We start from the raw sequence: 25493 nt of genomic DNA, 5'->3' as shown, positions 1-25493 counted from the left end.
TTAAAGAAGCGTTTTTCCGTGTGTATTTAGGCTACACGTGCATCGATTAGCTCACAGTCTGTGACTGCTTGTAATTCATCAAAACTAAGACCTTCCACCATTTCTGTGACATAAGCTTTTTGGTCTTTAAGTTCAATAATGCATAAATCGGTATAAATACGATTGACACACTGCTCGCCTGTCATTGGGTATGTGAGTTCTTTTACAATTTTGGACTCACCTTTTTTAGTGACATGTTCCATATAGACATAAATCGTTTTTGCGCCGACCGCCAAATCCATAGCACCACCGACTGCCGGTACATCATCTGCTTTACCAGTATGCCAATTTGCCAAGTCCCCATTTACCGCAACTTGGAATGCCCCAATTACGCAAATGTCCAAATGACCGCCACGCATAATGTCAAACGAGTCACCATGATGCATAAAGCATCCACCATCTAATAAGGTGACAAGTTCTTTTCCAGCGTTCACTAAATCTTGGTCTTCTTCACCCAGTTGTGGCGGTGGACCAAAAGCCAGAACACCATTTTCCGAATGTAAAAAGATTTCTTTGTCTTTGGGTAAAAATTTAGCAACGTTGGTCGGTAAGCCAATGCCTAAATTGACATAGGAACCTTCCGGAATATCATTGGCAATGAGTTTGGCAATATCTTCACGAGAACGCTTTTGAACTGACATTAGATATCTCCTACTTTTACAACGTGCTGAACAAAAATTCCCGGTGTAATAATGCACTCTGGGTCAAGCGTTCCTAGCTCTACGGTGTCATTCACTTGAACAATTGTGGTCTTGGCGGCTTTTGCCATAATTGGGCCAAAATTGCGGGCTGCTTTGCGATAAGTTAAATTGCCCCAGCGGTCGGCTTTATCGGCATAAATCAGTGCAAAATCAGCTTCAAGTGGATATTCAAGTACATAGTTTTTACCGTTAATGGTGCGGGTCTCTTTACCCTCGGCAACTTTAGTGCCATAGCCAGTCGGAGTAAAAATAGCCCCTAAGCCAGCACCCGCTGCCTGAATACGACATGCCAAATTACCTTGCGGAACCAGTTCCAACTCAATTTTTCCCGCTCGATATAAGTCTTGAAAAACGGTTGATCCAGCAGATTTCGGAAATGAACAAATCATTTTTTTAACACAGCCTGCAATAATGAGCTTGGTTAAACCACGATCACCAGAAGCCGCATTGTTATTTACAATGGTCAGTTCTTTTTTTCCTAAATCAATTAAGGCTTCAATTAATTCAGCAGGTTGCCCCGTTACACCAAACCCTCCTGTCATGATGGTTGCTCCATCAGGAATCGCTTTTAAAATCGGTTCAATGTCACTGGTGATTTTATTTATCATCTCACTTGTCCCTTTTCATCCTTAATTTAAGGTGACAGATTGATCTGTCACTCTGCCTTTTGGGGGTTAAATAGTCGGTCTTTGATAAATAACAATGGAATTACCCCGCAGATAAAATAAGCCGCAGCCATCACCAAAAGCCCTAAGCCAATAGAACCGTTTTGCGATAGATAACCAATTGTTAATGGAGAGAAAATTGAAAGTACTTTGCCAATGTTATAAGCGCCGCCCACTGCCGAACCTCGGATAGACGTCGGGAAGCTTTCTGTCATATAGGTGGCATTAATTGCGTATGGAATACCGTAAAGGAAACCGAAGAACAGCATCATCCATAAAATATTGGTTGGTGTATTTAAATAGACAATGACTGGAATAAATAAAGCTGTACCAATGGTTCCGAAAGCAAATACAGCGCGACGTCCTAATTTATCGGCAACGATCCCTGCAATCACTTTGGCAAACATCATAATCAGGAAAGTACCGACCATATACATGGCCATTTCTTTAAATTTGATGCCAAGATCAGACTCTAAATAAGCAGGTAACCAGTTACTTACGCCGTAATAGCCAAACTGCAATGCGCCCGTACTAATAATCCAAAGCACAAACATAGTGCCATGTTTCTTATCTCTTAAAATTTCAAGATATGGGTTTTGACGTTTTTTAGGTTGGCTACTTTGAGTGACTTCTAGCGCTTTTAATTGACGAGATTTTTTCCATGATTCAGGTTCAGGTACACAAAAGTGCATTAAAACTGACAACACCACAGGCGTAATTGCAATCCAGTACAGGAAACGCCAGCCATGTTCAGGAATAATATGCCCTGCCAATAAAGTCGCTAACAAAGAACCTAAGGTATAACCCGTCATGAGAGTAGCCAAAACAGTCGAGCGATGTTTGGTTGGCACCATTTCTGACATTAAAATATTACAAGCAATATAGAGCGCGCCTAAGCCCATCGCTCCAAAAGTTCTTAAAACTGCAAATTGCATATAAGAATCAGTAAAACCCAGTGCGCTGGTTAAAACTGAAGAATAAGCAATAAAGAACACAATAATGCGGACCCGCCCAAAACGGTCACATGCCCAACCACCAATCAGGCCACCAATTGCTGAACCTAAAAGTGTTAAACTGCCTAACGTTCCAGCTTGTACACCGGTTAAATGAAATTCTGTTTTAAGACTGGTCAGGCTTAATGCCAAAAAACCTAAGTCTGCCCCATCACACAACAATGTTAAAAAAGCGAATATAAATGCGGTAATCCAAATTTTTTTGGGTGTTTGGATAGCTTCACTGCTAGCCGTATTTTGTGCAACTGTTTCTGTTGTCATGTCCATATCCTCTGAAGGAACATGAGGCATCCAATGCCTCATGGCATTTATTTTTTATTAGGTAGTCGCTTCCCTAATCATGTTCTTGGCAATAATAATTTGTTGAACTTGCGTGGTTCCTTCATATAAGCGGAACAAACGTACATCGCGATAAAAACGCTCAATGGCATATTCACTGATATAGCCTGCGCCACCGTGAATCTGTACACAGCGGTCAGCAACACGTCCGCACATTTCAGTTGCAAACATTTTTGCGCAAGATGCTTCTGTACTAATGTTTTCGCCATTATCACGGCGACGGGCTGCATCTAGGACCATACATTTGGCCGCATAAATTTCGGCTTTTGAGTCAGCAAGCATGGCTTGAATCAACTGGAAGTTCGCAATGGGTTGACCAAATTGTTTACGCTCAATTGCATAGTGCAATGCATCGTTTAACATGCGCTCAGCAACACCCACGCTATAGGCACCAATGTGCAAGCGCCCTTTATCAAGCACTTTCATGGCCGTTTTAAAACCGACACCTTCTACCCCACCAATCAGTGCAGAAGCAGGCACACGGCAATTTTCAAAAATCACATCACATGTGTGCGAACCCTTTTGCCCCATTTTTTGGTCAATTTTGCCCAACGTGATGCCTGGTGTATTGGCCTCAACTAAAAAAGCTGAAATGCCACCAGACCCTTTAATTTCAGGATTGGTTCGAGCCATTACGGTAAAAGTTGCAGCATGAGGTGCATTGGTAATAAAACGCTTAGTGCCGTTTAACACATAAAAATCGCCATCTTTTATGGCACTAGTTTTTAAAGAGGCCGCATCAGAACCAGATTCAGGCTCGGTTAAACAAAATGAACCAATAATTTCACCACTTGCGTAACGTGGTAAATATTTTTGCTTTTGCTCTTCTGTGCCATCAATCAAAATCGCACTAGAACCAATACCATTATTAGTGCCAATTAAAGAGCGAAAAGCTGGTGAAGTTTGTCCAAGTTCAAATGCAACTCTAACTTCTTCTTCCATGGTGATGCCTAGGCCACCATATTCTTCGGGAATTGTGAGGCCGAACAAACCAAGCTCACGCATTTGCTGCACAATGTCATCTGGAATTTTATCTTTCTCTACCACTTCGTTTTCACGAGGGATCAATTCATTTTTTACAAAATCTCGAATTGTTGAAAGTAACTGTTCCAACATCCCTTCATCACGGATCATCTGTGATCTCCCTTTTTATGTATTTCCATCGTACCCATCAGCTATCTCCAGCTTGTCTGGATACCATGTTTTAAATCTTGTTTACAGCGGATGTGTTTCATAGTACGAGAACAAAAACACAAATTTCAAGCTTTTTTGAAAATTAATTTCGTTAAACGAAATTTAAAAAAATACCAATACGTAATATCAAGTACTTATCTTATTTAATAAATCATAATTGCTCTAATGGACTAAATAAGACTTGAAATAAATTCCAAAATAAGCATCATAAAAGGAATATAATTTTGATATGCGAAACAAGGAATTCAAAAATGAGTGTATTAACAGGGAATAATTTCGTAGAAGTCGACTTTTCTATTCAAAAAATAGCGATTGTAAAAATTAACCGATCTGAAGCAAAAAATGCACTGAATACAGAGCTTCGCAAACAATTAGCACAAGCTTTTACCGAATTAACTTTTAATGATGAGATCAATGCGATTGTGCTCACAGGTGGTGAAGAAGTCTTTGCAGCAGGTGCAGATCTAAAAGAAATGGCAACCGCAACGTCCACAGAAATGTTATTACGTCATACCGAACATTACTGGAACGCGATTGCTCAGTGCCCTAAACCTGTGATTGCTGCTGTAAATGGTTATGCATTAGGAGGTGGCTGTGAACTTGCAATGCATGCTGACATTATTATTGCAGGTAAAGGCGCAATCTTTGGTCAACCGGAAATTAAAGTCGGGTTAATGCCAGGTGCTGGTGGTACACAACGTTTGTTCCGGGCAGTTGGTAAATTTCATGCCATGCGCATGATTATGACGGGTGCCATGGTGAGAGCCGAAGAAGCTTATATCATCGGTCTTGTTTCACAAGTCACAGAAGATGATCAGACGATTCCAACTGCGATTCAAATGGCGCAAAGCCTAGCCAAAATGCCTCCTATTGCCCTGCAACAAATTAAAGAAGTTGCGCTGATGAGCGAAGACGTTCCATTAAATGCAGGCTTAACCCTAGAACGGAAAGCATTCCAGTTGCTGTTTTCTACCGAAGATAAAAATGAAGGTGTTCAAGCTTTTATTGAAAAACGTAAACCGTCTTATCAAGGTAAATAATTTAAAACGATAATAACAAAGGAATGAAAATGTGTAGAAAAGTATTAATTAGTGCAGGTGGTTCAGGGATTGGACGATGCATTGCCGAGGCATTTTTAAGCAATCATGATGAAGTTTTCGTTTGTGATATTAGTGCTAAAAGCCTAGAACAATTTCAACAAGATTATCCTAAGCTGCACATATATACATGTGATTTGGCTGATCATGAGCAAATTAAACTCATGTTTAATGAAGCAGTTCAGAAACTTGGCGGTATTGATATTTTAGTCAATAACACAGGCATTTCAGGCCCGACTGTTGCCGCAGATGAGTTAAGTTTTGAAGATTGGAACACGGTGATTAATTTAAACCTGAATAGTACTTTTTTGATTACCCAGTTAGCCATTCCCTATTTAAAAAAAGCACTAGCAGGCGTGATTATTAATATGTCATCTATTGCCGGCCGCTTAGGCTATCCATACCGATTGGCCTATTCCACTTCAAAATGGGGGCTGATTGGTTTTACCAAAACGCTTTCTATGGAACTCGGTGCAGACAATATTCGAGTTAACGCTATTCTTCCAGGTGCGGTAGATGGTGATCGAGTTCAACGTGTATTACAGGCCCGTGCCGATGTAGCCCATACCTCACTTGAAGAAGTGACTCAAAATGCACTGAAAAATCAGTCGCTCAAATATTTTGTCAATCCAAAGCATATTGCAGATTTATGCCTATTTATAGCTTCAGATAGCGGACGCTCTATTTCAGGCCAAATCTTACCGATTGATGGTGATAAACAATGCTTAAGCTAAATCACCAAACCCTATTTTTCCGTTTAATTTCAAATATAGATTAATCATCAGGATGATCGACATGACTTATGATATTAAAAGCATGGCTGTGATTGGTGTCGGTATTATGGGCAGTGGCATTGCTCAAATTGCTGCGCAGTCAGGTCATACTACTTATTTATATGATGCCAAAGCAGGCGCAGCCGAACAGGCCAAAGAAAAACTGGCTGCCACATTTCAAAATTTAGTCGACAAAAATAAAATTACACCTGAGCAAGCAGCTCTGGCAAATAGCCATTTAGTTGTTGCTCATCAAATTGAAGATTTAAAAAATTGCGACCTGATTGTAGAAGCAATTGTTGAGCGTCTAGACATCAAACAAAGCTTAATGCAGCAGCTTGAAGACGTCGTTTCAGAAAATGCCATTTTAGCCTCGAACACCTCTTCTCTTTCGATTACAGCGATTGCGGCAAACTGCAAAAAACCTGAACGTGTGGTGGGTTATCATTTCTTTAACCCAGTTCCGCTCATGAAAGTGGTCGAGGTGATTCGTGGTTTAAAAACTGATCCACTTATTGTTGAAGCCTTAAACGATCTGTCTCGCGCATTTGGTCATCGCCCTGTTGTAGCGAAGGACACCCCTGGATTTATTATTAATCATGCGGGTCGAGCTTATGGAACCGAAGCGCTCAAAATTTTAAATGAGAACGTCTGTGACATTAGTGAAATTGACCGAATTTTACGTGACGGCGTTGGTTTTAGAATGGGTCCATTTGAATTACTCGACTTAACTGGCCTTGACGTTTCTCATCCCGTCATGGAGTCGATTTATCACCAGTACTATGAAGAAGCGCGCTACAAGCCAAACCCATTAACCAAACAGATGCTAGATGCCAAACAACTTGGACGTAAGGTTAATCAAGGTTTTTATAACTATGAAACCGGTTCAAAAACAGGTGAACAACCTGCGAAGTTTGTAGAGCGTTTAGCGCAATATCCAAAAGTTTGGGTAACGGCGGATTTCCCTGAAGATAAAAAACAGCTTGAAGATTATTTAACTCAGCAAAATATTGCCTTAGACACTCATCCTGAACCACAAACAGATAGTTTATGTTTACTCGCTTGTTATGGTGAAGATACAACTCAAGCGGCTACTCGCCTTGGAGTTAATCCAAAACAAGCTGTTGCTATAGACATGCTTTATGGCACTGCAAAGCATCGTACCTTAATGCCTTCACTCATTACCAAACCTGAATATCGTCAGGCAGCTCACTCTATTTTCAATCTAGATGGAAATCTGGTGAGTATGATTAATGAAAGTATTGGCTTTGTTGCGCAGCGCGTTTTGGCAATGGTCATTAATTTAGGCTGTGATATTGCACAGCAAAATGTTGCCACGGTAGATGACATTAATGCCGCAGTGCGACTTGGTTTAGGTTATCCGTTTGGTCCAATTGAATGGGGCGATCAAGTCGGCAGCAAAAAAATCTTACTCATTCTTGATCGTATAACAGCGCTTACGCATGACCCACGTTACCGCCCTAGCCCATGGTTACAGCGTCGTGTCGCACTTCATTTACCTCTTACTTTTACTCACGAGTCTTGAAAAGGAATTTCTCAATGTTAAATGCATATATCTATGATGGTTTACGCAGTCCATTTGGCCGTCATGCAGGTGAACTTGCCTCAATTCGCCCTGATGATTTAGCCGCAATTGTCATTCAAAAGTTGCTTGAAAAAACTGGTGTACCGGGCGCTGATATTGAAGATGTGATTTTAGGCGACACCAACCAAGCCGGTGAAGACAGTCGTAATGTGGCTCGCAACGCGCTGTTACTTGCGGGATTACCAGTCACTGTGCCGGGCCAAACAGTAAACCGCCTATGTGCTAGTGGTTTAGGGGCCGTAATTGACTCAGCACGTGCGATTACTTGTGGTGAAGGCGAACTGTATATTGCAGGTGGTGTAGAAAGTATGTCTCGCGCCCCTTTTGTAATGGGTAAAGCTGAAAGTGCTTATAGTCGTGATGCAAAAATTTATGACACCACCATTGGATCTCGTTTTCCAAATAAAAAAATTATTGCTCAGTACGGCGGTCATTCAATGCCTGAAACAGGTGATAATGTTGCAGCCGACTTTGGTATTAGCCGTGAGCAAGCAGATTTATTTGCCGCTCAATCACAAGCTAAATATCAAAAAGCTAAAGAAGACGGTTTCTTTGCCAATGAAATTACCCCAATTGAGGTTTTCCAAGGCAAAAAATTACCGCCTAAACTCGTTTCTGAAGATGAACACCCTCGTCCAAGCTCAACTGTTGAAGCACTCACAAAGTTAAAACCGCTATTTGAAGGTGGCGTGGTTACAGCTGGTAATGCCTCAGGTATTAATGATGGTGCAGCAGCACTCTTGATTGGTTCAGAAGCGGCAGGTCAAAAATATGGCCTAAAACCAATGGCAAAAATCTTGTCAGCAGCGGCAGCTGGTATTGAACCACGTATTATGGGTGCAGGCCCTATTGAAGCCATTAAGAAAGCAGTTGCGCGTGCTGGTCTTACTTTAGACGACATGGATATTATTGAAATTAATGAAGCCTTTGCTTCACAGGTTTTATCGTGTTTAAAAGGCTTGAATGTCGATTTTAATGACCCACGCGTAAATCCAAACGGCGGCGCAATTGCAATCGGACATCCATTGGGTGCATCTGGCGCTCGTCTTAGCTTAACAGTAGCTCGCGAATTAATTCGCCGTAAAAAGAAATATGCTGTGGTGAGCCTTTGTATTGGTGTAGGTCAAGGTCTTGCAATGGTGATTGAAAACGTTGCATAAACGTTGAACCCGATATCCATTCATCACAACAGCGCAGTGATGAATGGATTTATTTTGCAGAGCGAAATATAATGGCAAAACTATTGCTTTAATTATATTTGAGGATCGAATGTCTCAAAACATGGAAACTGAAAAACCAATAAATTTTGATGAGATACGTTTAGATCCTATTTCGCATATACATCGGGAAAACAACCCGCAATTTATTGCTTCTTTAGCACGCGGTTTAGAACTTTTAAGATGCTTTTCTGCAAATAATCAGGTGCTTGGTAACCAAGAATTAGCAAAAATGACGGGTTTACCTAAACCGACCATTGCACGTATTACCAATACCCTTGTGTCATTAGGCTATTTAAAACAATTGCCTAACTCAACTAAATACACATTAGACATTGGTGTTTTATCTTTAGGATATGCAGCATTATCTAATATCTCAATTCGTAATATTGCTCATCAATATATGGAAGAATTGAGTCAGTATGTTCAGGCTCCTGTGGCGATGGCAACGCGTGACCGATTAAATATGGTGTATATCGATGTTGTACAAATTGAAACTGCATTAAATATGCGCCGTCCAATTGGGTCAACCTTACCACTCCATAGTAGTTCAATGGGTCGAGCTTGTTTAGCTGCAACTCCTGAACGTGAGCGCAACTTTCTACTCGATGCACTGAAACAAAAGAACCCCGAAAACTGGCCAGCCATAAAACGCTCTTTAGAACGAGCTTTCCGTGATTACCAAGATTATGGATATTGTTTGTCTTTAGGCGAGTGGCATAAAGAAGTGAACTCGGTGGCTGTACCTTTAGTCAGCTCCAAACATGGTCTTTATGTTTTTAACTGTGGTGCGCCAAGTTTTCATTTAAATCCGGAAAAACTTGAAGGTGAAATTGGACCACGTTTAATCCACATGGTGCACAATATTCAAGATGCCTTGAATGAAACGCACTAACAATCGTGCTTAAAACAATCATGGTTGTGTTGATTAAAGTTCCTCTTTCATTATGACTAAGGCATGACGAAAAACGCACTCTATACCCCAACCATTATTTTAATGGCGATTGCCGCAGGCATTTGTACAGGCGGAAATTATTTTAGTCAGCCACTCATTCACTCAATTAGTGTAAGCCTAAATTTAACTGAAACGACTACAGCGTGGGTGCCCACTCTAGCCCAAATCACCTACGCATGTGGCTTACTCTTCTTAATGCCATTAGGGGACATCATAGAAAAGCGCAAGCTACTATTTATCTTTATGTTATTGGCTTCAAGTGGATTACTTATTAGCGGTTTTTCGCACAATATTTATCTTTTACTACTTGGCACCGTCATTACTGGTCTATTTTCCAGTTCAGCCCAACTGTTATTGCCCCTTGCTGCAAGTCTGGTTCCGATTCAACAAAGCGGCCGTGTGGTTGGCTTTTTACTGAGCGGACTGATGATGGGTGTTTTACTCGCCCGTTCCCTTTCAGGGCTGATGTCTACACTTTTCACTTGGAATATTATTTATTTGGTCAGTGGTTTTCTATTACTTGTTATTGCCTTTATTTTGCATCGTAATATCGGGTTATTTCCACCAACCAAATCTGAAAACTATGCGAAAACTATTCGCTCTTTACCACAGATTTTTATTCAAAATCGGCGTTTAAGAAACAGAACCTATATTGGTGGTTTTACATTTGCTTGTGTGAGTTTAACCTTTACCACCATGTCGTTACTACTGGCTCCAGCGCCCTACTTTTTTAGTGACTTTACCATTGGTCTTTTTGGTTTTGTTGGCGTGTTAGGGACTTTCGTTGCTAATTTCTCAGGCAAATTTATTGATCAAGGCTATATTCATAAGATTTCGATTTATTGCGGCATTGGGCTAATTTTAAGTTGGATACTTTTTTCACTGTTACCCTATCATTTCGCCTTTTATATTATTGCTTTACTCATTCTCTACGCCTCGCTTTCTGCTGTTCATGTTACTAATCAAAGTATTGTATTTAAACTTAATCAAGAATTACGCTCACGGTTTAACGCGATTTATATGACAGGTTACTTTGCTGGCGGCGCATTAGGCACAACAGCGGGAAGCTATGCTTGGAAACACTTCGGATGGATAGGTGTCTGTATTTTAGGCTTAATTTTTGCCGTGCTATGTCTTTATTATTGTTTGTGTGATGCAAAAAAACCAGCATAAATATGATGCTGGCTTTTTTAAAATGAAGAACGCGCTTAACTAATTTCGGTACGAATATTATTCACCATATGTAAAAGACGTGGTGCGATATCTTCTTCAAGCTTCTCACGGTTCATAATAAAACTTGGACCGCCACAGTTAAATACCAGTAAACCATGCTGTTCATGAATTAATGGAACAGCAACCGAGTTGACATCTTTATGCCATTCACCCACTGAAAAACAATAGCCAAAATCCTGATAGTCTTTAAAGGCTTTATCTAAATCACGGTTAATCTTGATCCAGTCTTCTTTATGCTTGCTGCGAATCGCATCAAGTAAAAATTCTCGTTCATCTTCAGGCATTGCAGCTAGGCAAGCACGCCCCATCGAACTCAAATGAATGGGTAAATAAGTACCGACCTGACGGCGCATGGTCATATTGCCTTTGCCCTGTACCACATCCAGATAAATCATATTCAGACGATCACGTGTTGCCATTGCAACCGCAGCACCTGCATAGTCAGCCAAATTCTTCATATAAGGATGCGCAATAGAACGAATCGATACATTGGACAGCATGGAATAACCAAAAGCCAAGACACCCACAGAGAGCTGGAATTTGCTCGAATTCGGGACTTGCTTGATATATCCCAAACGAGACAAAGTATGCGTGAGACGAGTAATCGTTGGCTTCGGCAAACCTGTCATTTGTGCCAATTCCTGATTGCCCAGATGCTGATGTTTTGGAGTGAAGCAGCGTAGCAGCTCTAAACCACGAGCTAAAGCCGTAATAAATTGGCGGTCATTTTCATCTTGCATGTCTTCAATTGGATGTAACAACTCATGCCTTAAAGGCGCTAATAATTTTTCTGTTTGTTCTGCATCTACGGCATCATTCATGATTTTACCAATCTAAATATTTGTTTCGCACTGCGAAAATTATAATCTATTTTTTCTATAATAAACAGTTAAAGCTCATCCATGAATATCTAAACAACAAAGTTAAGTACAATTAAAAAGCAAAGTCAAAATACAGATGCATTTTGACTTTGCTATATTCGTTATCCAATAATCCCTTTCAGCTTTAATTCATCCAGTTTTTCCTGAGAAAGAACCCGGGTTAAAATCGTATCAGTATGCTCACCCAATAAAGGTGGCGCAGTCCTATACTCAACTGGTGTTCTTGAAAGTTTGATCGGCGATCCAATCACGGTGAGCTTTTCACGTTGCGGATGCGGCATATCAACCAGCATTTTTCTTGCAATCACTTGTGGCTCTTGAAAAGCCTGCTTCAGATTATTGATCACGCCAACAGGAACTTTGGCCGCATAAATTGCTGCAACCCACTCATCGGCAGTCTTTGTTAAAAAATGCGCTGATAAAATCCCAATAATTTCATCTCGATGCTGAATACGGTCTGCGTTGCGACTAAATCGAGAATCATTCGGTAAATGAGGTAAACCAATACTTCGACAGAGTTGAATAAACTGAGTGTCATTGCCACACGCAATAATAAACTCCCGATCAGCAGCTTTAAATACCTGATAAGGAACAATATTGGCGTGTGCATTACCATAACGCACAGGGACTTTCCCAGAGGACAGATAGTTCATTCCCTGATTGGCCATAGTGGCAATTTGCACATCAAGCAGCGCCATATCAATGTACTGACCTAAACCTGTTGCATGGCGGTTAAGTAAAGCCGCCTGAATAGCAATGGTCGAATAAAGTCCTGTCGCCAGATCAGAAAATGCCACACCTACTTTTTGTGGACCACCTCCTGCTAAATCATCCTTTTCACCTGTGATGGACATCAGCCCACCCATTCCCTGAATAATAAAATCATAGCCAGGCTCTTCTGCACGTGGACCATCTTGTCCAAAACCCGTAATTGAACAATAAACTAGACCAGGATTGATTGCTGACAATGCAGCATAATCCAGCCCATATTTTTTCAGCGAACCAGCCTTATAATTTTCAATGACAACATCCGTATCCTGAATTAAAGCTTTGATCAGTTCCTGTCCTTCAGGAGTGGCAATATCAATTGCAACCGAGAGCTTATTACGATTTGTCGACTGATAGTAAGCTGCTTCTCGCGTGTCATATCCAGTATCATCCTTCATCCACGGTGGCCCCCAAGATCGGGTGTCATCTCCGACCTTTGGTCGTTCCACCTTAATCACTTCTGCGCCCAGATCAGCAAGTATCTGCCCACACCACGGTCCAGCCAGTACCCGACTCAAATCAAGTACACGAATTCCATTTAAAGCGCCCATGTTTATCCCACTCACCTGTGCTTAATTTCTATAGGAAAACTTACTTCACATAAGTTTCGCATAGCGATATATATTTTTAATATACAAACAAGATTTTAAAAAATCAAACCTTAATTTCCCATCAAAAAATATGATTTTTATTCAATAAATATAGATTAATTAAATCAACAGATTAGAAACTACTAACAACAAACAAAATATCGCATTGCGAAATTTATTTTCAAAATATATTGTTTTATGTGATTCCTTTGATTACTATCGCATCAATATTGATGATTTTACGAACATCGTATTTTTGTTTTTAGCTGCTTGTACAAAGGATATGACTATGATTCGAGATCAGGAAACACTGAACCAACTGGTCGATATGATTCGACAATTTGTTGAAGGTGTTTTAATTCCTCGTGAGAATGAAGTCGCTGAAACAGATGAAATTCCAAAAGATATTATTGAGCAAATGAAATCGCTTGGCCTGTTTGGATTAACCATTCCAGAACAGTACGATGGTCTTGGGCTGACGATGGAAGAAGAAGTCTATATTGCTTTCGAGCTTGGTCGCACTTCCCCAGCCTTTCGTTCTCTGATCGGCACCAACAATGGGATTGGCTCTAGCGGTCTAATTATTGATGGTACTGAAGCACAAAAATCTTTTTTCCTGCCTCGTTTAGCACGTGGTGAAGTGATTAGCTCTTTTTGCTTAACCGAACCAGACGCTGGTTCAGATGCAGCAGCCTTAAAAACCACGGCAGTTAAAGATGGCGATTTCTATGTCTTAAATGGTACCAAGCGCTTTATTACCAATGCACCCCATGCTGGCGTCTTTACAGTGATGGCGCGAACCAATCCTGATATTAAAGGTGCTGGCGGCATTTCTGCATTTATTGTCGATAGTCAAACTTCGGGGATTTTTCTTGGTAAGCGCGATAAAAAGATGGGGCAAAAAGGTGCCCATACCTGTGATGTGATTTTTGAAAACTGTCGCGTTCCAGTTTCGGCATTAATTGGTGGAATCGAAGGTGTTGGTTTTAAAACTGCCATGAAAGTTCTAGACAAAGGCCGACTCCATATTGCGGCACTTAGTATCGGGGCAGCCACACGAATGCTGGATGATGCATTGAGTTACGCCATGGAGCGTAAACAATTTGGTCAGCCGATTGCCGAATTTCAACTGATTCAAGCCATGCTCGCTGACTCTAAAGCTGAAATTTATGCGGCCAAATGTATGGTGCTTGACGCTGCGCGATTACGTGACATCGGACAAAACGTCAGTACAGAAGCATCTTGCGCCAAAATGTTTGCCACTGAAATGTGTGGCCGAGTTGCAGATCGCTGCGTACAGATTCACGGCGGCGCAGGCTATATCAGTGAATATGCGATTGAACGTTTTTATCGAGATGTCCGCTTGTTCCGTTTATATGAAGGAACCACGCAAGTTCAACAAATAATTATTGCCCGAAACATGATTCGAGCAGCTTCTTCATGACTCCCAAGCACTTTAAACGACTTAAGGTGCTTTAAATCAAATGTAGGTAATGGATTATGGCTACACTCTACAGTACACCTCGCTCACCAATACAAGCACATACCTGGAAAATTGCTTTTATTTTTGCCTTTTTGGCTTTGCTGGTCGATGGTGCGGATCTTATGCTGCTGTCTTACAGCTTAAACAGTATTAAGGCAGATTTTGGCTTAAGCTCAGTTCAGGCAGGTATGCTCGGTAGTTTTACTTTGGCTGGTATGGCCATCGGCGGGATTTTTGGTGGTTGGGCATGTGACAAGTTTGGACGTGTCCGCATCGTTGTTATTTCTATTCTCACCTTTTCGCTATTAACTTGCGGCTTAGGTTTTACCCAAAGTTTTCTGCAATTCGGAATCCTAAGATTTTTTGCCTCTCTTGGCCTTGGTTCACTCTATATCGCCTGTAATACCCTCATGGCGGAATATGTACCAACACATTATCGCACAACTGTACTTGGAACCTTACAGGCAGGTTGGACCGTCGGATATATTGTGGCGACCCTGCTAGCAGGCTGGATTATTCCAGATCATGGTTGGCGTATGCTGTTTTACGTGGCAATTGTCCCAGTGATTATTGCTGTATTGATGCATATGTTTGTTCCAGAACCAGAAGCATGGCAACAGTCTCGATTAAAACAATACGATGCAACAGCCAATACCGAAAAAACCTCTGCTTTTAAACTGATTTTTCAAGATAAACGCAATCGTAATATGTTTATCTTATGGGCATTAACCGCAGGTTTCCTACAATTTGGTTATTACGGCGTGAATAACTGGATGCCTTCATATCTGGAAAGTGAACTGGGTATGAAGTTCAAGGAAATGACCGCTTATATGGTGGGCACCTATATCGCAATGATTCTCGGCAAAGTTCTGGCAGGCATGATGGCGGATAAATTAGGTCGTCGTTTTACCTATGCTTTTGGCGCGATTGGTACTGCTATTTTCTTACCCTTGATTGTTTTTTATAACTCTCCAAGCAACATTCTATATTTACTGGTGACGTTCGGTTTCCTCTATGGTATCCCTTATGGCGTAAACGCGACCTATATGACCGAAAGCTTTGCGACAGCCATTCGCGGTACAGCTATTGGCGGAGCTTATAATGTTGGCCGTTTAGGCGCAGCACTTGCACCTGCAACCATTGGTTTCTTAGCTTCTGGCGGTTCTATCGGTTTAGGTTTTGTGGTGATGGGTGCTGCTTACCTGATTTGTGGTGTGATTCCAGCACTATTTATTAAGGAAAAACAATATGACCCACAAAATTCTTAAATAAGATATTCCAGAACATCATGGGGTGGCATGAAAATGCATGATGACTTGAATACGCTTAAATATTAAATGTATTCATGCAGGAGAATACTCCTCCTACCCAATAACGTTAGAGTGTTTCTCATTCTTCGATTCAGCTTTTTAGGTAAACCTAGTCCTCTCGAGGGCTAGGTTTAAAAATGAAATCCCCAAATTATTTAACAGCTTAGCTTATTAAATATCTAATCTTCCCTAAATCAACACTTGCACACTGATTAAACACAGCAAAACGTTGTAATTCGATTTCTAAAGCTTTAATAAAAGTCTCTCGATCCTGCATATTATCATCTTCCAAATGCAAACGAATCACCTCTAATCGCTTTTCACGACGATGCACTTTACAATCAATGCGACCAACAAACCGATCTGCATATAACAACGGTAAACAAAAATAACCATATTGTCTTTTCGCAGCTGGCACATAACATTCAATCCGGTAATCAAAGTCAAATAAGCTACTCAAGCGCTCTCGATGAATCACCAGATTATCGAAAGGAGACAATATTTTGAGTTGCGGTTGAATAATGGGTTCATGTTCTAATACCGCACTGGCTGCATAAATCGTTTGTCCATTTTCCAGTTTTAGAACCTTTACTAAACCTGCATCGATATGTTCATCCAATACAGTACGCATCACCTCACGTAACGCTTTTCCTTTTAAATGCAATAACTGCTTCCAGGTAAATACACCGTGTGCGCGTATGTTCATGTTCAATAAATAATGCGCATATTCATGCAACGTCGGTGTACTCAGATCAATCCCTGGTGGCAAACAGCGTTCCGTCAGGTCAAAGACTTTCTCCATCCCATTACGCTCACAGATCATCAAGTCACCTTGCATAAATAACTGCTCAAGCGCCTTACGACTTGGACCCGCATTCCACCAACCTGCTGGGCCTTCCCGCTTCTCCTTCTGCATATTTCGCAGTTGAATTTTACCTTCTGCTTTAACCTGAGCCAGAATCTCATTCATCAAACGCGGATCACTTTTGAAATAGCGACTTTCACCATTTCGTATCGCATTCATCAAGGGCATGGCATAACGATAATCCCGCATCGGCAGATAAGAGGCTGCGTGTGCCCAATGCTCGAAAATAAGCTGATCTTTCACTAACTGATTTAAATGACTCAACTGATAATCAGGCACCCGACTCCACAAAACATGATGATGCGCACGCTCAACCACTGAAATAGTATCTATTTGCACATAACCGAGATGCTCAATCGCGTTCAGTGTTCCAGATCGTCCTTCACCAAATGTGTTATTTTTTTCCAGACCTTGATGGGACAAGGCCAAACCTTTTAATAATGACAGCATAAATTTATCGTTGATCTTATGTTCTCAAACCATACAAATGGTCGTGAAATGAGTGAATTAATTTCATCTCACATTATCACATTCACCGAATTATTTTCCTTGTAAATAAAAGCGCGGAGCCACACCTAAAGAACGTTTAAAGGCCGCAGTAAAGGCGCTACTGCTACTATAACCAAGCTCCATCGCCACACGGGTAATCGGCTGTCCTAATTCCATTCTGGTCAATGCATTCAGTAGACAGGCCTGTTGCCGCCAATGACTAAAACTCATGCCGGTCTGTAGCCGAAAAATTCGGGTGAAATTGCGACGGCTCATTCCCACCTGTTCTGCAATCTGATCCAGATCATGGTCTAAAGTCGGTGCTTTTAATAATTGCAAACATAATGCGGCCAAACGTGGCTCTTGTGGTAAAGGCGCATTCAATGGCAATTCAGGCATCAACGCGATTTCGGCAATGATCAGTTGCATCAAATAATCATCGCGTCCACCCAATTCATATTCGGCAGGCAAATCGACTGCTGTCGAGAGCAACTCATGCAATAACGGCGACACATTAATTACAGCACAATAAATGGGTAAACCTGCTTTGCGCGCGACTTCCGGAAGAATATAGGCACTACGGGTTTTGGTAATACCGCCCATATGCACTTCATGATCAATCCCTGCTGGAATCCATAACGCACGTTTCGGTGGCACCACCCAACTGCCTGTAATGGTGGTTACCGTCAATACCCCAGTTATCGCATACAAACATTGCCCTCTGGCATGACGATGACTTGCGAGAATTTGCCCATCCTCGTAATCATTGCCCGTTGCCATGACATTGCGAGCCACATCCTGATAATCATTGACCTGAATATTACGCATTAGCTTCGTCTCTCAATATGGCCTGAAATCGATACTATCTGTCCCAAATATGATTGTGGGCCGCTTTCAGTTCAGTTTAGGATAAAAATGCTGAAAAACAAACCTTCTTCATTATCTCAATTTAAGCTGATACAACCTGTTGGAGCACGTATGGCAAATCATACAGGGACTCTTGAGACCACCTTTCCACAAGAGCAATTTCCACCAAATGATCAACCACAAAAATTTGTGTTGCGTGTGGTCGGTGCAGTCGCCTTTGCCCATCTATTAAATGACTCTATTCAGGCGGTCGTCACTGCAAGCTATCCCATGCTCAAGGCAGAGTTTTCTCTAAGCTTTGCCCAGATTGGCTGGATTGCGCTGGTGTATCAAATTACCGCGTCATTATTACAACCGTGGATTGGACTCTATACCGACAAACACCCAAAACCATATTTATTGCCTGCGGGTATGTTCGCCACGCTGATCGGCATTGGGTTAATGGCGATTGCAGGAAGTTATCACAGCTTACTTTTTGCAGCTGCACTCATTGGTATAGGTTCATCCACTTTTCATCCTGAAGCGTCACGTATTGCCCGTACTGCATCAGGTGGACGTTTTGGTACTGCTCAATCCATGTTTCAGGTTGGCGGAAATACCGGTTCAGCACTGGGCCCCTTAGTTGCTGCTGCGGTCATTATTCCTAACGGACAAGGTGCAATTGGCTTATTTGTTCTAGTTGCTGCTTTGGCTATTTTCGTTTTATTACGCGTGACCAAATGGCTGGTCAAACAAGCCCCTGCACATCGTCTCGCTAGTCAACGTGCCATTTCAACCTTGACGCGTAAACAGGTGATTCAGGCCATGGCCGTCATCTGTATTTTACTGTTCGCCAAATTTATCTATATCGCTGCCATTACCAATTATTTTACTTTCTATTTGATCGAACGCTTTAACGTTTCAATCCAGACATCACAGCTCTACTTATTTATGTTTTTAGGCGCTGTGGCACTGGGCACTTTTGCAGGTGGCCCAGTCGGTGATAGTATCGGACGTAAAGCCGTGGTTTGGGTGTCCTTTTTAGGTATCGCGCCATTTGCTCTGATGCTGCCTTATGTTGGTTTAACAGGAACCGCCATTCTGGTCATTATTATTGGTTTAGTGATGTCTTCTGCCTTCTCTGCACTTGTGGTGTACGCACAAGAAGCTGTACCCGGTCGGGTTGGCATGGTTGCGGGCTTAATGTTTGGACTGATGTTCGGCATTGGTGGAATTGGTGCAGCAGGTTTAGGCCATTTGGCGGATACACATGGCATTGTCTGGGTTTACAAACTCTGCTCGTTCTTACCTTTGTTAGGTTTTATGACTGCGTTATTGCCAAACACTAAAAAGTAATTTTTATATTCCCTATAAGACAACAGCCACTCTCGACTGTTGTCTGGGTTGAAAAACGTTAAAGTTGTTCAGACTTGATCTTTTTTAATAAAATACACTGATTCACCTGACTGAATCGTTAGCTCTGCAAATGGCACAATGATAATGCAATTGGCAGAAGCAAAACCATCAATTTGAAAAGGTTGTTGTGGAATGATCTGTAGCGAATATTGACCATCTGCTTCAAACTGGTAGCGCCCCCATAATAATGTTCTATACTTTGGATCAGGCTTAATCAGAAAGATACTTTACATTCTTAAACTCAACTAATGTACCGCCATTCCCAAAAGCATCTGGAATAATATTGCTCTGTCCATCTTATTTTGTCTTGACACTAACCATTCGTTAATCAGTGTTGCGTTATATCCCTAACTTACTCGCAACAGTATCTTGCTTTCAACCTAGTCGATCTCCTCGCAATCCATTACAATCACTTCTTTTTTGTTCAGCGCATCTTATTTTGAGTACTTCCTCTCCCGAATTAAAACGTGGGCTTAAAAATCGTCATATCCACCTGATCGCTATGGGCGGTGCAGTGGGTACTGGACTATTTCTAGGTTCTGCTCAAGTGATCCAGTCTGCTGGCCCTTCGATTATTTTGGGCTATGCCATCGTTGGTCTCATCGCATTTCTCATCATGCGTCAAATGGGTGAAATGATTGTTGAAGAACCAGTAGCAGGTTCTTTTAGTTATTTTTCACAAAAATATTGGGGAAGATTTGCTGGCTTTTTATCGGGCTGGAATTATTGGGTCGTCTATATTCTAGTGGCAATGACTGAGCTGACAGCCATTGCCAAATATATTCATTATTGGTGGCCACATATACCTGCGTGGATCTCGACTTTATTTTTCTTTATTGTTGTGACCTGCTTAAACCTAGGCAATGTGAAGTTTTATGGTGAATCAGAGTTCTGGTTAGCCATTATTAAGGTTGTTGCTGTCATTTCTATGATCCTGTTCGGTTTGTATCTATTGCTGACTGCTGGTGCTGATTCGACTGCAAGTTTTACCAACTTATGGCAACACGGCGGATTTTTTCCACATGGTTTCTCTGGTCTGTTTTATATGCTGGCCTTTTTAATGTTTGCTTTTGGTGGCATTGAATTGATCGGGATGACGGCTGCTGAAGCTGAAAATCCAGAAAAAAGTATTCCTCAAGCCATTAATCAGGTGATTTTCCGAATCTTGATTTTTTATGTAGCGTCGCTGGCGATCATCATGTCACTGATTCCATGGAATCAACTGGATTTAGGCGGTCTGGATAAAAGCCCATTTGTGATGATTTTTAGCCAACTTGGGATTGATTGGGCTGCACATTTACTCAATTTTATTATTTTGACTGCAGCACTGTCTGTGTATAACAGCGGCATGTATGCCAATAGCCGTATGTTGTACGGCTTGGCAGTACAAGGCAATGCCCCTAAGATTTTTGCCAAAGTCAGCAAGCAAGGCGTCCCAATGCCTGCGGTGATCTTTTCTTCGATTTTAATTTTTGGCTGTGTATTACTGAATTATTTTGTGCCAGAACAAGCCTTAAGTCATTTGATGTATATGGCCGTTGCCGCTTTGGTTTTAAACTGGGCGATTATTAGCTTTACCCATTTAAAATTTAAACGTGCCGTTCAACAACAAGGTACAACAGTCAAATTCCCGGCCTTATTTTCACCATTTAGTAATTATCTAGTTTTGGCATTTATCGTGATGATCTTATACATCATGTGGACGCAAGGCTTTAAGGAATCGGTGATTTTAATTCCAGTCTGGATCATGTTTATGTTTGGATTATTTAAATTCTTGAGATGGAATAAATCACTCTAAATATCTAACCTACAAAACGCATCTACAGCACTCTATAAAAACTGTGGATGCGTTATTACTCAACAAAAATAAATAAAAACAAGATAGGCCCTATTTGTTATCAGGTTAATCCATTTGCTACTATAGCCCTATCCTATTCATCGTCTGATCCAATGTCTGAACCGCAATTCTCTCTGAGCGATTATCTAGCAACGGTACAGGAAATTATTCGCCTGACCTTTGACGAACCTGTTTGGGTAAAAGCCGAGATTCGGAATCTCAGTATCAAAGGTGGGCATTACTACCTTGAACTGGCCGAAAAAGAACAAGACACAGACAAAGTCATTGCGAGCTGTAAAGCCACCATCTGGAAGTTCACGGCTGCAAAGATTGTGCTGAAATTCGAGCGTGAAAGTGGCATTGAACTGTCCAGAGATTTGAATGTACTGATTAAAATTAAGGCCCGCTTCGATCCTCAATATGGCTTCTCTGTCAATATTGAAGATATCGACTCGAGTTTTACCCTCGGTGATATTGCCAAACGTTATCAGCAGATTCTTGCACGACTCAGCAGTGAGGGTCTGCTTCCACTCAATAAAGCTCTCCCTACGCCGTTTGATATTGAGCATGTGTTGGTGATTGCGCCCGAAAATGCGGCTGGATTAGGGGATTTTAAGAAAGATGCCGATGCATTACATCAAGCAGGTGTCTGTGATTTTGTCTATCACAACGCGACTTTTCAGGGAAATACCGCTGCGAATAGCATCATGGAGGCTTTAGGTTCTGGACTACGTCAATGGGCAGCAGACTACAATTTTCCACCTGACCTGATCGTAATCATTCGAGGTGGCGGTGCAGTCAACGATTTGGCGTATTTAAATGACTATGATCTTGCTGCCCTGCTGTGTAAACGCAAAGTGCCGATTTGGGTTGGGATTGGACATGAAAAAGATCGAACCATTTTAGATGAAATTGCCCATCGCTCCTTCGATACGCCAAGTAAGGTGATTGCAGGTATTCGCAATCTGATTTCAGAGCGTTCTGTAGAAGTCATGGAACATTTTCAAACCATCAAATTGCTGTCCCAACATCAGATTAGCGCTTATCAAAGCCAGAATGATCAATTGATCAGTCGCATCAAATCGCAGTCTGAAAATCAAATCAGTACCAGCTATTTGCAGCTTCAAGTTGCCAGATCAACGCTGCAATATTTTTCCAAGCAACAACTGAAAACCGCTTCAACTCAAATCGAAACATTAATGCGGGAAACTTTGTTGCAAAACCCGAGAAATGTACTGGCTAAGGGTTATGGCATTGTGCGCAGTGAAAATAAAGCGATTCGCTCAATCCATCAAGCGAGTTCATCCCTATCTATTGAAATGCAAGATGGCTATATCCATGCCAAGCTTACCGAGGTGATTGATCATGACGAAGAAAGAATTAAGCTTTAAAGATGGTTATGCTTTATTAAAAAAGAATGCCGAACTGCTCGAAGCACAGGAACAACCTGACATTGATAATTTGATGAAAATCGTCGAAGAGTCAATGACGGCTTACAAAGCCTGTAAATCCAGAGTCGATGCAGTACAACAAGCCTTAAACGAGACATTTAAGGATGACTAGCCATCGTCTGACTATGTTTCATAGCTTGACCTGAAAGGTCAGCTCATTCTTCTGCATTTATATAATACTGCTAACTTCATGATCAATTGGTCTATATTTATAGCGCCATAAGATAAATACTCGGATTCAGGAATATTTTTTTTGATGTAATTCAATCGACTGATATATTCATCAATCCGATCATCCATGAACAAATAGAAGTGATACCCTTCCAATAAACCATGCTCATTGTTTTCTATGATCTTTGACTTCTCAAAATTAATAAACAGCTCATCAGTCATAAAACTTTTCTATATATCATTGAAGAAATGTAGTTCATAAAAAAGATTATTTCATGTGGTTATGACGAACTTATGAATCAGTTCTCATAATTTCTGTTATCCATCGTTCTATCTAAACCCAGTCAACGAGGTGGTTAGAGTAATAACCACAAATGAATGGCAAATGGCCCAACTAGCACCATCAAAATACCTGCAATCACCATGGTTAAGCTGGCAATCACGCCTTCTTCATTATTCCGTTGTTGGGCTCTCGCAGTACCAAAGCCATGAGCAGCATTACCGAATGCAGCACCATTTGCCACAGCAGAACGGATTTTGGTGAATGCTAAGATGGCATCTCCGCAGATCATTCCGACCAAGCCCGTAATCACGGTAAATAGCGATACCAATGCGGCTGAACCATGAATATCTTCGGCTAGAATCATCGCAAAAGGCGTTGAAATAGAACGAGCCATCAAACTGTTGGTGACTTCTGGACTGAAATGAAAGAGTTGTGCCATCTCATAAGCCGACATCACCCCAACGCTCATGCCAACAACAATCGCGATGGATAAAACACCGATATTTTTACGGATGGTAGCGCGATAACGATAAATAGGCACAGCAAATGCAACCGTTGCAGGCCCAAGTAAATTGACGATCCATTGGGTATCTTGGGCGTAGGTCTGATAAGAAATACCAAAAATCGTCATTAATATAATCGTGAGCACTGGCACGCTAATCGCAGGTGAAAGCCATAATTTAGGATGTTTCTGATAGAGGCGTTTTGCAACCACATAGGCGACCAAAGTCCAGATCAGACACAGGATTGACCAGATATTCATGTGAAATGCCTTTAGATATGCTTATGCTGGAAAGGTTTACGTGTTTGCAAATAGCTTTTGAGACGATTGTAATAATGAATGGTTAAGCAGGTGCTCAACATTACCAAGATTGTCCCCAGTGAAATACTCAGTACAATCTGCCAGCCTTCGGTCATAAACAGGGTTTTGTACTGAACCACAGCAACAACCACAGGCACAAAAAACAGCAATAATTCGCCGAGAACAACCGAAGCCCCCATCGCCACCTGATCCATTTTAATAATCTTTAGAAATAGGCAGATCAGCAATAACAACATGCCTAAAATCCCTGCGGAGATCGGGACACCTAATTGCTGATGCAAAACATACCCAATACCCCAAAAAGCCGCCAGAATTAAAATCTGTTTGACCAATGTGAAGAAGCTGTTTGGGGAAGACGTTTCAGAAACGGAATCAGTGCTCATGACAACAAATAAGATGGTGAACTACATCATTATGTTATCCCAGTGCTATTGGCATAATATGAATTATTCATGTTAAAATTATGCCAAAATGGAATAATATTTTATTCATCATGCTTTCATTCAAATCACTGCAATGCTTTGTCACTTTGGTCAAAACCCAAAGCTTTACCCGTACCGCAGAACAGCTCTATCTGACGCAACCCACCATCAGTAAAATCTTGCAGCAGCTTGAGCAACAACTACAGGTGCAGTTGTTGGTAAAACCTGAACATGGCCGCAAGAGACAGGTTGAACTGACGGAAATCGGCCAGCGCATCTATCAACATGCACTCGAACTTTTGCAGGCAGAACAAAATATTTTTCTGGAAATTGAAAACTACCAGCAATTAAAAACAGGCACTTTAAAGCTTGGGGTTCCACCTTTAGGCTCTCAACTGCTGACCACTGCCCTATTTGATTATCATCAACAATGGCCAGAGATCGAACTTTCTTTTCTTGAAGTCGGGTCCAAAGGGATCGAACAGGCTTTACTAAATAATGAACTGGATGTGGGTGTGTTGTTGCATCCTTTCGATCAGCAAATCTTTAATAGCATCGAATTGTGTGATTATCCGTTGATGGTGCTATTACGGAGAGATGCGACATGGGCCACACGCAAGAAAATAAATCTGGAAGAATTACAGCATCAATCCTTTTTAATGTTTCCTGAAAATTTCTCGCTCAATCGTATTATTCTGGATGCATGCCAGCAACATGGTTTCTATCCAAGCATTGCCTGCCGTACCAGCCAATGGAATTTACTGGCAGATATGGTGCTACAGCGTATGGGGATTGCCCTATTGCCGCAATATTATACCGACATGCTCGATCCTGAATTATTTGCAGCCATTCCGCTCGAAAAGCCAAATATTCAGTGGCATCTCGCTATGGCATGGAAAAAGAATCTGCCTGTTTCTCCTGCAGTGCAGGCTTGGCTTAACGTGATTGATCAACACTTTCAGGTGATTCATTCAAAAGCTGGTGAATAACAGAGCCGTGCTATTTATTCAAAATCAGTTAAAGCTT

23 protein-coding genes and 2 pseudogenes are annotated in these 25493 nt (G+C 41.4%); 13 read left to right on the top strand and 12 right to left on the bottom strand.

Annotated elements, in window-relative coordinates; all coding sequences use genetic code 11:
• Positions 1-26: 26 nt before the first annotated feature.
• From EC846_RS08155 to EC846_RS08140, 4 genes are read right to left on the bottom strand one after another with little or no spacing between them, the layout of a single operon-like run.
• A complete protein-coding gene (locus tag EC846_RS08155; RefSeq protein ID WP_123774826.1) occupies positions 27-680 on the bottom strand; it encodes a 3-oxoacid CoA-transferase subunit B in 654 nt (217 codons plus the stop codon).
• Entirely contained in the window at positions 680-1348 is a 669-nt protein-coding gene (locus tag EC846_RS08150; RefSeq protein WP_000608696.1) for a 3-oxoacid CoA-transferase subunit A, read from the bottom strand. Before EC846_RS08150 ends, EC846_RS08155 begins: the two co-directional genes overlap by 1 nt.
• A gap of 47 nt (positions 1349-1395) precedes the next feature.
• Positions 1396-2679: an MFS transporter gene (locus tag EC846_RS08145; RefSeq protein ID WP_213071307.1), complete on the bottom strand. Its 1284-nt coding sequence runs from the start codon at positions 2677-2679 to the stop codon at positions 1396-1398.
• Positions 2680-2736: 57 nt separating this feature from the next.
• Complete coding sequence (locus EC846_RS08140) at positions 2737-3891, bottom strand: acyl-CoA dehydrogenase family protein (RefSeq protein WP_123774824.1); 1155 nt, start codon at positions 3889-3891, stop codon at positions 2737-2739.
• 311 nt (positions 3892-4202) lie between these two features.
• Here EC846_RS08140 and EC846_RS08135 point away from each other — a divergent pair, with 311 nt between their 5' ends.
• The 6 genes and pseudogenes from EC846_RS08135 to EC846_RS08110 all read left to right on the top strand — a co-directional run bounded on the left by EC846_RS08135 (position 4203) and on the right by EC846_RS08110 (position 10815).
• Positions 4203-4991, top strand: coding sequence for an enoyl-CoA hydratase (locus EC846_RS08135; protein ID WP_123774823.1), 789 nt, complete (start codon positions 4203-4205; stop codon positions 4989-4991).
• A 29-nt stretch (positions 4992-5020) separates the two neighbouring features.
• The gene (locus EC846_RS08130) at positions 5021-5782 is read left to right on the top strand and encodes an SDR family oxidoreductase (RefSeq protein ID WP_123774822.1); all 762 of its coding nucleotides are present in this window, start codon (positions 5021-5023) and stop codon (positions 5780-5782) included.
• Positions 5783-5843: 61 nt separating this feature from the next.
• Positions 5844-7367 carry a 3-hydroxyacyl-CoA dehydrogenase gene (locus EC846_RS08125; RefSeq protein WP_123774821.1) on the top strand — a complete coding sequence of 508 codons (1524 nt, stop codon included), beginning with the start codon at positions 5844-5846 and terminating at the stop codon, positions 7365-7367.
• 14 nt (positions 7368-7381) lie between these two features.
• Positions 7382-8587 (top strand): 3-oxoadipyl-CoA thiolase, encoded by a 1206-nt coding sequence (locus tag EC846_RS08120; protein ID WP_123774820.1) that lies wholly within the window; start codon positions 7382-7384, stop codon positions 8585-8587.
• A gap of 109 nt (positions 8588-8696) precedes the next feature.
• Positions 8697-9539, top strand: a complete 843-nt coding sequence (locus tag EC846_RS08115; protein ID WP_005258328.1) for an IclR family transcriptional regulator — start codon at positions 8697-8699, stop codon at positions 9537-9539.
• A 63-nt stretch (positions 9540-9602) separates the two neighbouring features.
• Positions 9603-10815, top strand: a pseudogene (locus tag EC846_RS08110) (MFS transporter).
• Here the strand turns inward: EC846_RS08110 and EC846_RS08105 are convergent.
• Positions 10808-11653 (bottom strand): IclR family transcriptional regulator, encoded by an 846-nt coding sequence (locus EC846_RS08105; protein WP_005258332.1) that lies wholly within the window; start codon positions 11651-11653, stop codon positions 10808-10810. The pseudogene EC846_RS08110 and the gene EC846_RS08105 sit on opposite strands and share 8 nt — an antisense overlap.
• Before the next feature lie 161 nt (positions 11654-11814).
• Complete coding sequence (locus tag EC846_RS08100; protein ID WP_123774818.1) at positions 11815-13032, bottom strand: CaiB/BaiF CoA transferase family protein; 1218 nt, start codon at positions 13030-13032, stop codon at positions 11815-11817.
• 328 nt (positions 13033-13360) lie between these two features.
• Between EC846_RS08100 and EC846_RS08095 the strand changes: the two genes are divergently transcribed.
• Positions 13361-14515, top strand: a complete 1155-nt coding sequence (locus EC846_RS08095) for an acyl-CoA dehydrogenase family protein (RefSeq protein WP_123774817.1) — start codon at positions 13361-13363, stop codon at positions 14513-14515.
• 56 nt (positions 14516-14571) lie between these two features.
• Complete coding sequence (locus EC846_RS08090; RefSeq protein WP_123774816.1) at positions 14572-15822, top strand: MFS transporter; 1251 nt, start codon at positions 14572-14574, stop codon at positions 15820-15822.
• 205 nt (positions 15823-16027) lie between these two features.
• Here the strand turns inward: EC846_RS08090 and EC846_RS08085 are convergent, their stop codons facing one another.
• Positions 16028-17179 (bottom strand): winged helix-turn-helix domain-containing protein, encoded by a 1152-nt coding sequence (locus EC846_RS08085; RefSeq protein ID WP_123774815.1) that lies wholly within the window; start codon positions 17177-17179, stop codon positions 16028-16030.
• A 90-nt stretch (positions 17180-17269) separates the two neighbouring features.
• A complete protein-coding gene (locus tag EC846_RS08080) occupies positions 17270-18046 on the bottom strand; it encodes an AraC family transcriptional regulator (protein ID WP_004772917.1) in 777 nt (258 codons plus the stop codon).
• Positions 18047-18196: 150 nt separating this feature from the next.
• Here EC846_RS08080 and EC846_RS08075 point away from each other — a divergent pair, with 150 nt between their 5' ends.
• Entirely contained in the window at positions 18197-19420 is a 1224-nt protein-coding gene (locus EC846_RS08075) for an MFS transporter (RefSeq protein WP_123774941.1), read from the top strand.
• 68 nt (positions 19421-19488) lie between these two features.
• Here EC846_RS08075 and EC846_RS08070 read toward each other — a convergent pair whose 3' ends face one another.
• Complete coding sequence (locus tag EC846_RS08070; protein WP_228200673.1) at positions 19489-19695, bottom strand: hypothetical protein; 207 nt, start codon at positions 19693-19695, stop codon at positions 19489-19491.
• Positions 19694-19852, bottom strand: a pseudogene (locus tag EC846_RS18615) (putative toxin); the annotation flags it as partial. The gene EC846_RS08070 and the pseudogene EC846_RS18615, both read right to left, overlap by 2 nt.
• A gap of 67 nt (positions 19853-19919) precedes the next feature.
• On the opposite strand from EC846_RS18615, the gene EC846_RS08060 reads away from it, so the two are divergent.
• The 3 genes from EC846_RS08060 (at position 19920) to xseB (ending at position 22880) form a co-directional block, all read left to right on the top strand.
• Complete coding sequence (locus EC846_RS08060) at positions 19920-21278, top strand: amino acid permease (RefSeq protein ID WP_123774814.1); 1359 nt, start codon at positions 19920-19922, stop codon at positions 21276-21278.
• Positions 21279-21430: 152 nt separating this feature from the next.
• Positions 21431-22708 carry an exodeoxyribonuclease VII large subunit gene (gene xseA, locus EC846_RS08055; protein ID WP_123774813.1) on the top strand — a complete coding sequence of 426 codons (1278 nt, stop codon included), beginning with the start codon at positions 21431-21433 and terminating at the stop codon, positions 22706-22708.
• Positions 22683-22880 carry an exodeoxyribonuclease VII small subunit gene (xseB, locus tag EC846_RS08050; RefSeq protein ID WP_004772936.1) on the top strand — a complete coding sequence of 66 codons (198 nt, stop codon included), beginning with the start codon at positions 22683-22685 and terminating at the stop codon, positions 22878-22880. The genes xseA and xseB overlap by 26 nt, the downstream gene beginning before the upstream one ends.
• Before the next feature lie 415 nt (positions 22881-23295).
• Here the strand turns inward: xseB and EC846_RS08040 are convergent, their stop codons facing one another.
• Positions 23296-23985 (bottom strand): LrgB family protein, encoded by a 690-nt coding sequence (locus EC846_RS08040; protein WP_004772938.1) that lies wholly within the window; start codon positions 23983-23985, stop codon positions 23296-23298.
• A gap of 11 nt (positions 23986-23996) precedes the next feature.
• On the bottom strand, positions 23997-24428 hold the full coding sequence (locus EC846_RS08035; RefSeq protein ID WP_123774812.1) for a CidA/LrgA family protein: 432 nt from the start codon (positions 24426-24428) through the stop codon (positions 23997-23999).
• A gap of 110 nt (positions 24429-24538) precedes the next feature.
• On the opposite strand from EC846_RS08035, the gene EC846_RS08030 reads away from it, so the two are divergent.
• Entirely contained in the window at positions 24539-25456 is a 918-nt protein-coding gene (locus tag EC846_RS08030) for a LysR family transcriptional regulator (protein WP_123774940.1), read from the top strand.
• Positions 25457-25493 lie beyond the last annotated feature (37 nt).

Origin of the sequence: Acinetobacter sp. BIGb0102 (assembly GCF_003815055.1) — a bacterium.
GTDB lineage: Bacteria > Pseudomonadota > Gammaproteobacteria > Pseudomonadales > Moraxellaceae > Acinetobacter > Acinetobacter vivianii.
Note: the sequence above shows the minus strand (reverse complement) of the source record. Positions and strands in the feature narration are given on the sequence as shown.

Coding starts and splice junctions, on each gene's coding strand:
- EC846_RS08130 (WP_123774822.1), top strand. CDS start 5,021: ATGTGTAGAAAAGTATTAATTAGTGCAGGTGGTTCAGGGATTGGACGA.
- EC846_RS08095 (WP_123774817.1), top strand. CDS start 13,361: ATGATTCGAGATCAGGAAACACTGAACCAACTGGTCGATATGATTCGA.
- EC846_RS08140 (WP_123774824.1), bottom strand. CDS start 3,891: ATGATCCGTGATGAAGGGATGTTGGAACAGTTACTTTCAACAATTCGA.
- xseB (WP_004772936.1), top strand. CDS start 22,683: ATGACGAAGAAAGAATTAAGCTTTAAAGATGGTTATGCTTTATTAAAA.
- EC846_RS08145 (WP_213071307.1), bottom strand. CDS start 2,679: ATGACAACAGAAACAGTTGCACAAAATACGGCTAGCAGTGAAGCTATC.
- EC846_RS08080 (WP_004772917.1), bottom strand. CDS start 18,046: ATGCGTAATATTCAGGTCAATGATTATCAGGATGTGGCTCGCAATGTC.
- EC846_RS08125 (WP_123774821.1), top strand. CDS start 5,844: ATGACTTATGATATTAAAAGCATGGCTGTGATTGGTGTCGGTATTATG.
- EC846_RS08040 (WP_004772938.1), bottom strand. CDS start 23,985: ATGAATATCTGGTCAATCCTGTGTCTGATCTGGACTTTGGTCGCCTAT.
- EC846_RS08120 (WP_123774820.1), top strand. CDS start 7,382: ATGTTAAATGCATATATCTATGATGGTTTACGCAGTCCATTTGGCCGT.
- xseA (WP_123774813.1), top strand. CDS start 21,431: ATGTCTGAACCGCAATTCTCTCTGAGCGATTATCTAGCAACGGTACAG.
- EC846_RS08075 (WP_123774941.1), top strand. CDS start 18,197: ATGGCAAATCATACAGGGACTCTTGAGACCACCTTTCCACAAGAGCAA.
- EC846_RS08100 (WP_123774818.1), bottom strand. CDS start 13,032: ATGGGCGCTTTAAATGGAATTCGTGTACTTGATTTGAGTCGGGTACTG.
- EC846_RS08155 (WP_123774826.1), bottom strand. CDS start 680: ATGTCAGTTCAAAAGCGTTCTCGTGAAGATATTGCCAAACTCATTGCC.
- EC846_RS08150 (WP_000608696.1), bottom strand. CDS start 1,348: ATGATAAATAAAATCACCAGTGACATTGAACCGATTTTAAAAGCGATT.
- EC846_RS08105 (WP_005258332.1), bottom strand. CDS start 11,653: ATGAATGATGCCGTAGATGCAGAACAAACAGAAAAATTATTAGCGCCT.
- EC846_RS08090 (WP_123774816.1), top strand. CDS start 14,572: ATGGCTACACTCTACAGTACACCTCGCTCACCAATACAAGCACATACC.
- EC846_RS08135 (WP_123774823.1), top strand. CDS start 4,203: ATGAGTGTATTAACAGGGAATAATTTCGTAGAAGTCGACTTTTCTATT.
- EC846_RS08115 (WP_005258328.1), top strand. CDS start 8,697: ATGTCTCAAAACATGGAAACTGAAAAACCAATAAATTTTGATGAGATA.
- EC846_RS08035 (WP_123774812.1), bottom strand. CDS start 24,428: ATGAGCACTGATTCCGTTTCTGAAACGTCTTCCCCAAACAGCTTCTTC.
- EC846_RS08030 (WP_123774940.1), top strand. CDS start 24,539: ATGCTTTCATTCAAATCACTGCAATGCTTTGTCACTTTGGTCAAAACC.
- EC846_RS08085 (WP_123774815.1), bottom strand. CDS start 17,179: ATGCTGTCATTATTAAAAGGTTTGGCCTTGTCCCATCAAGGTCTGGAA.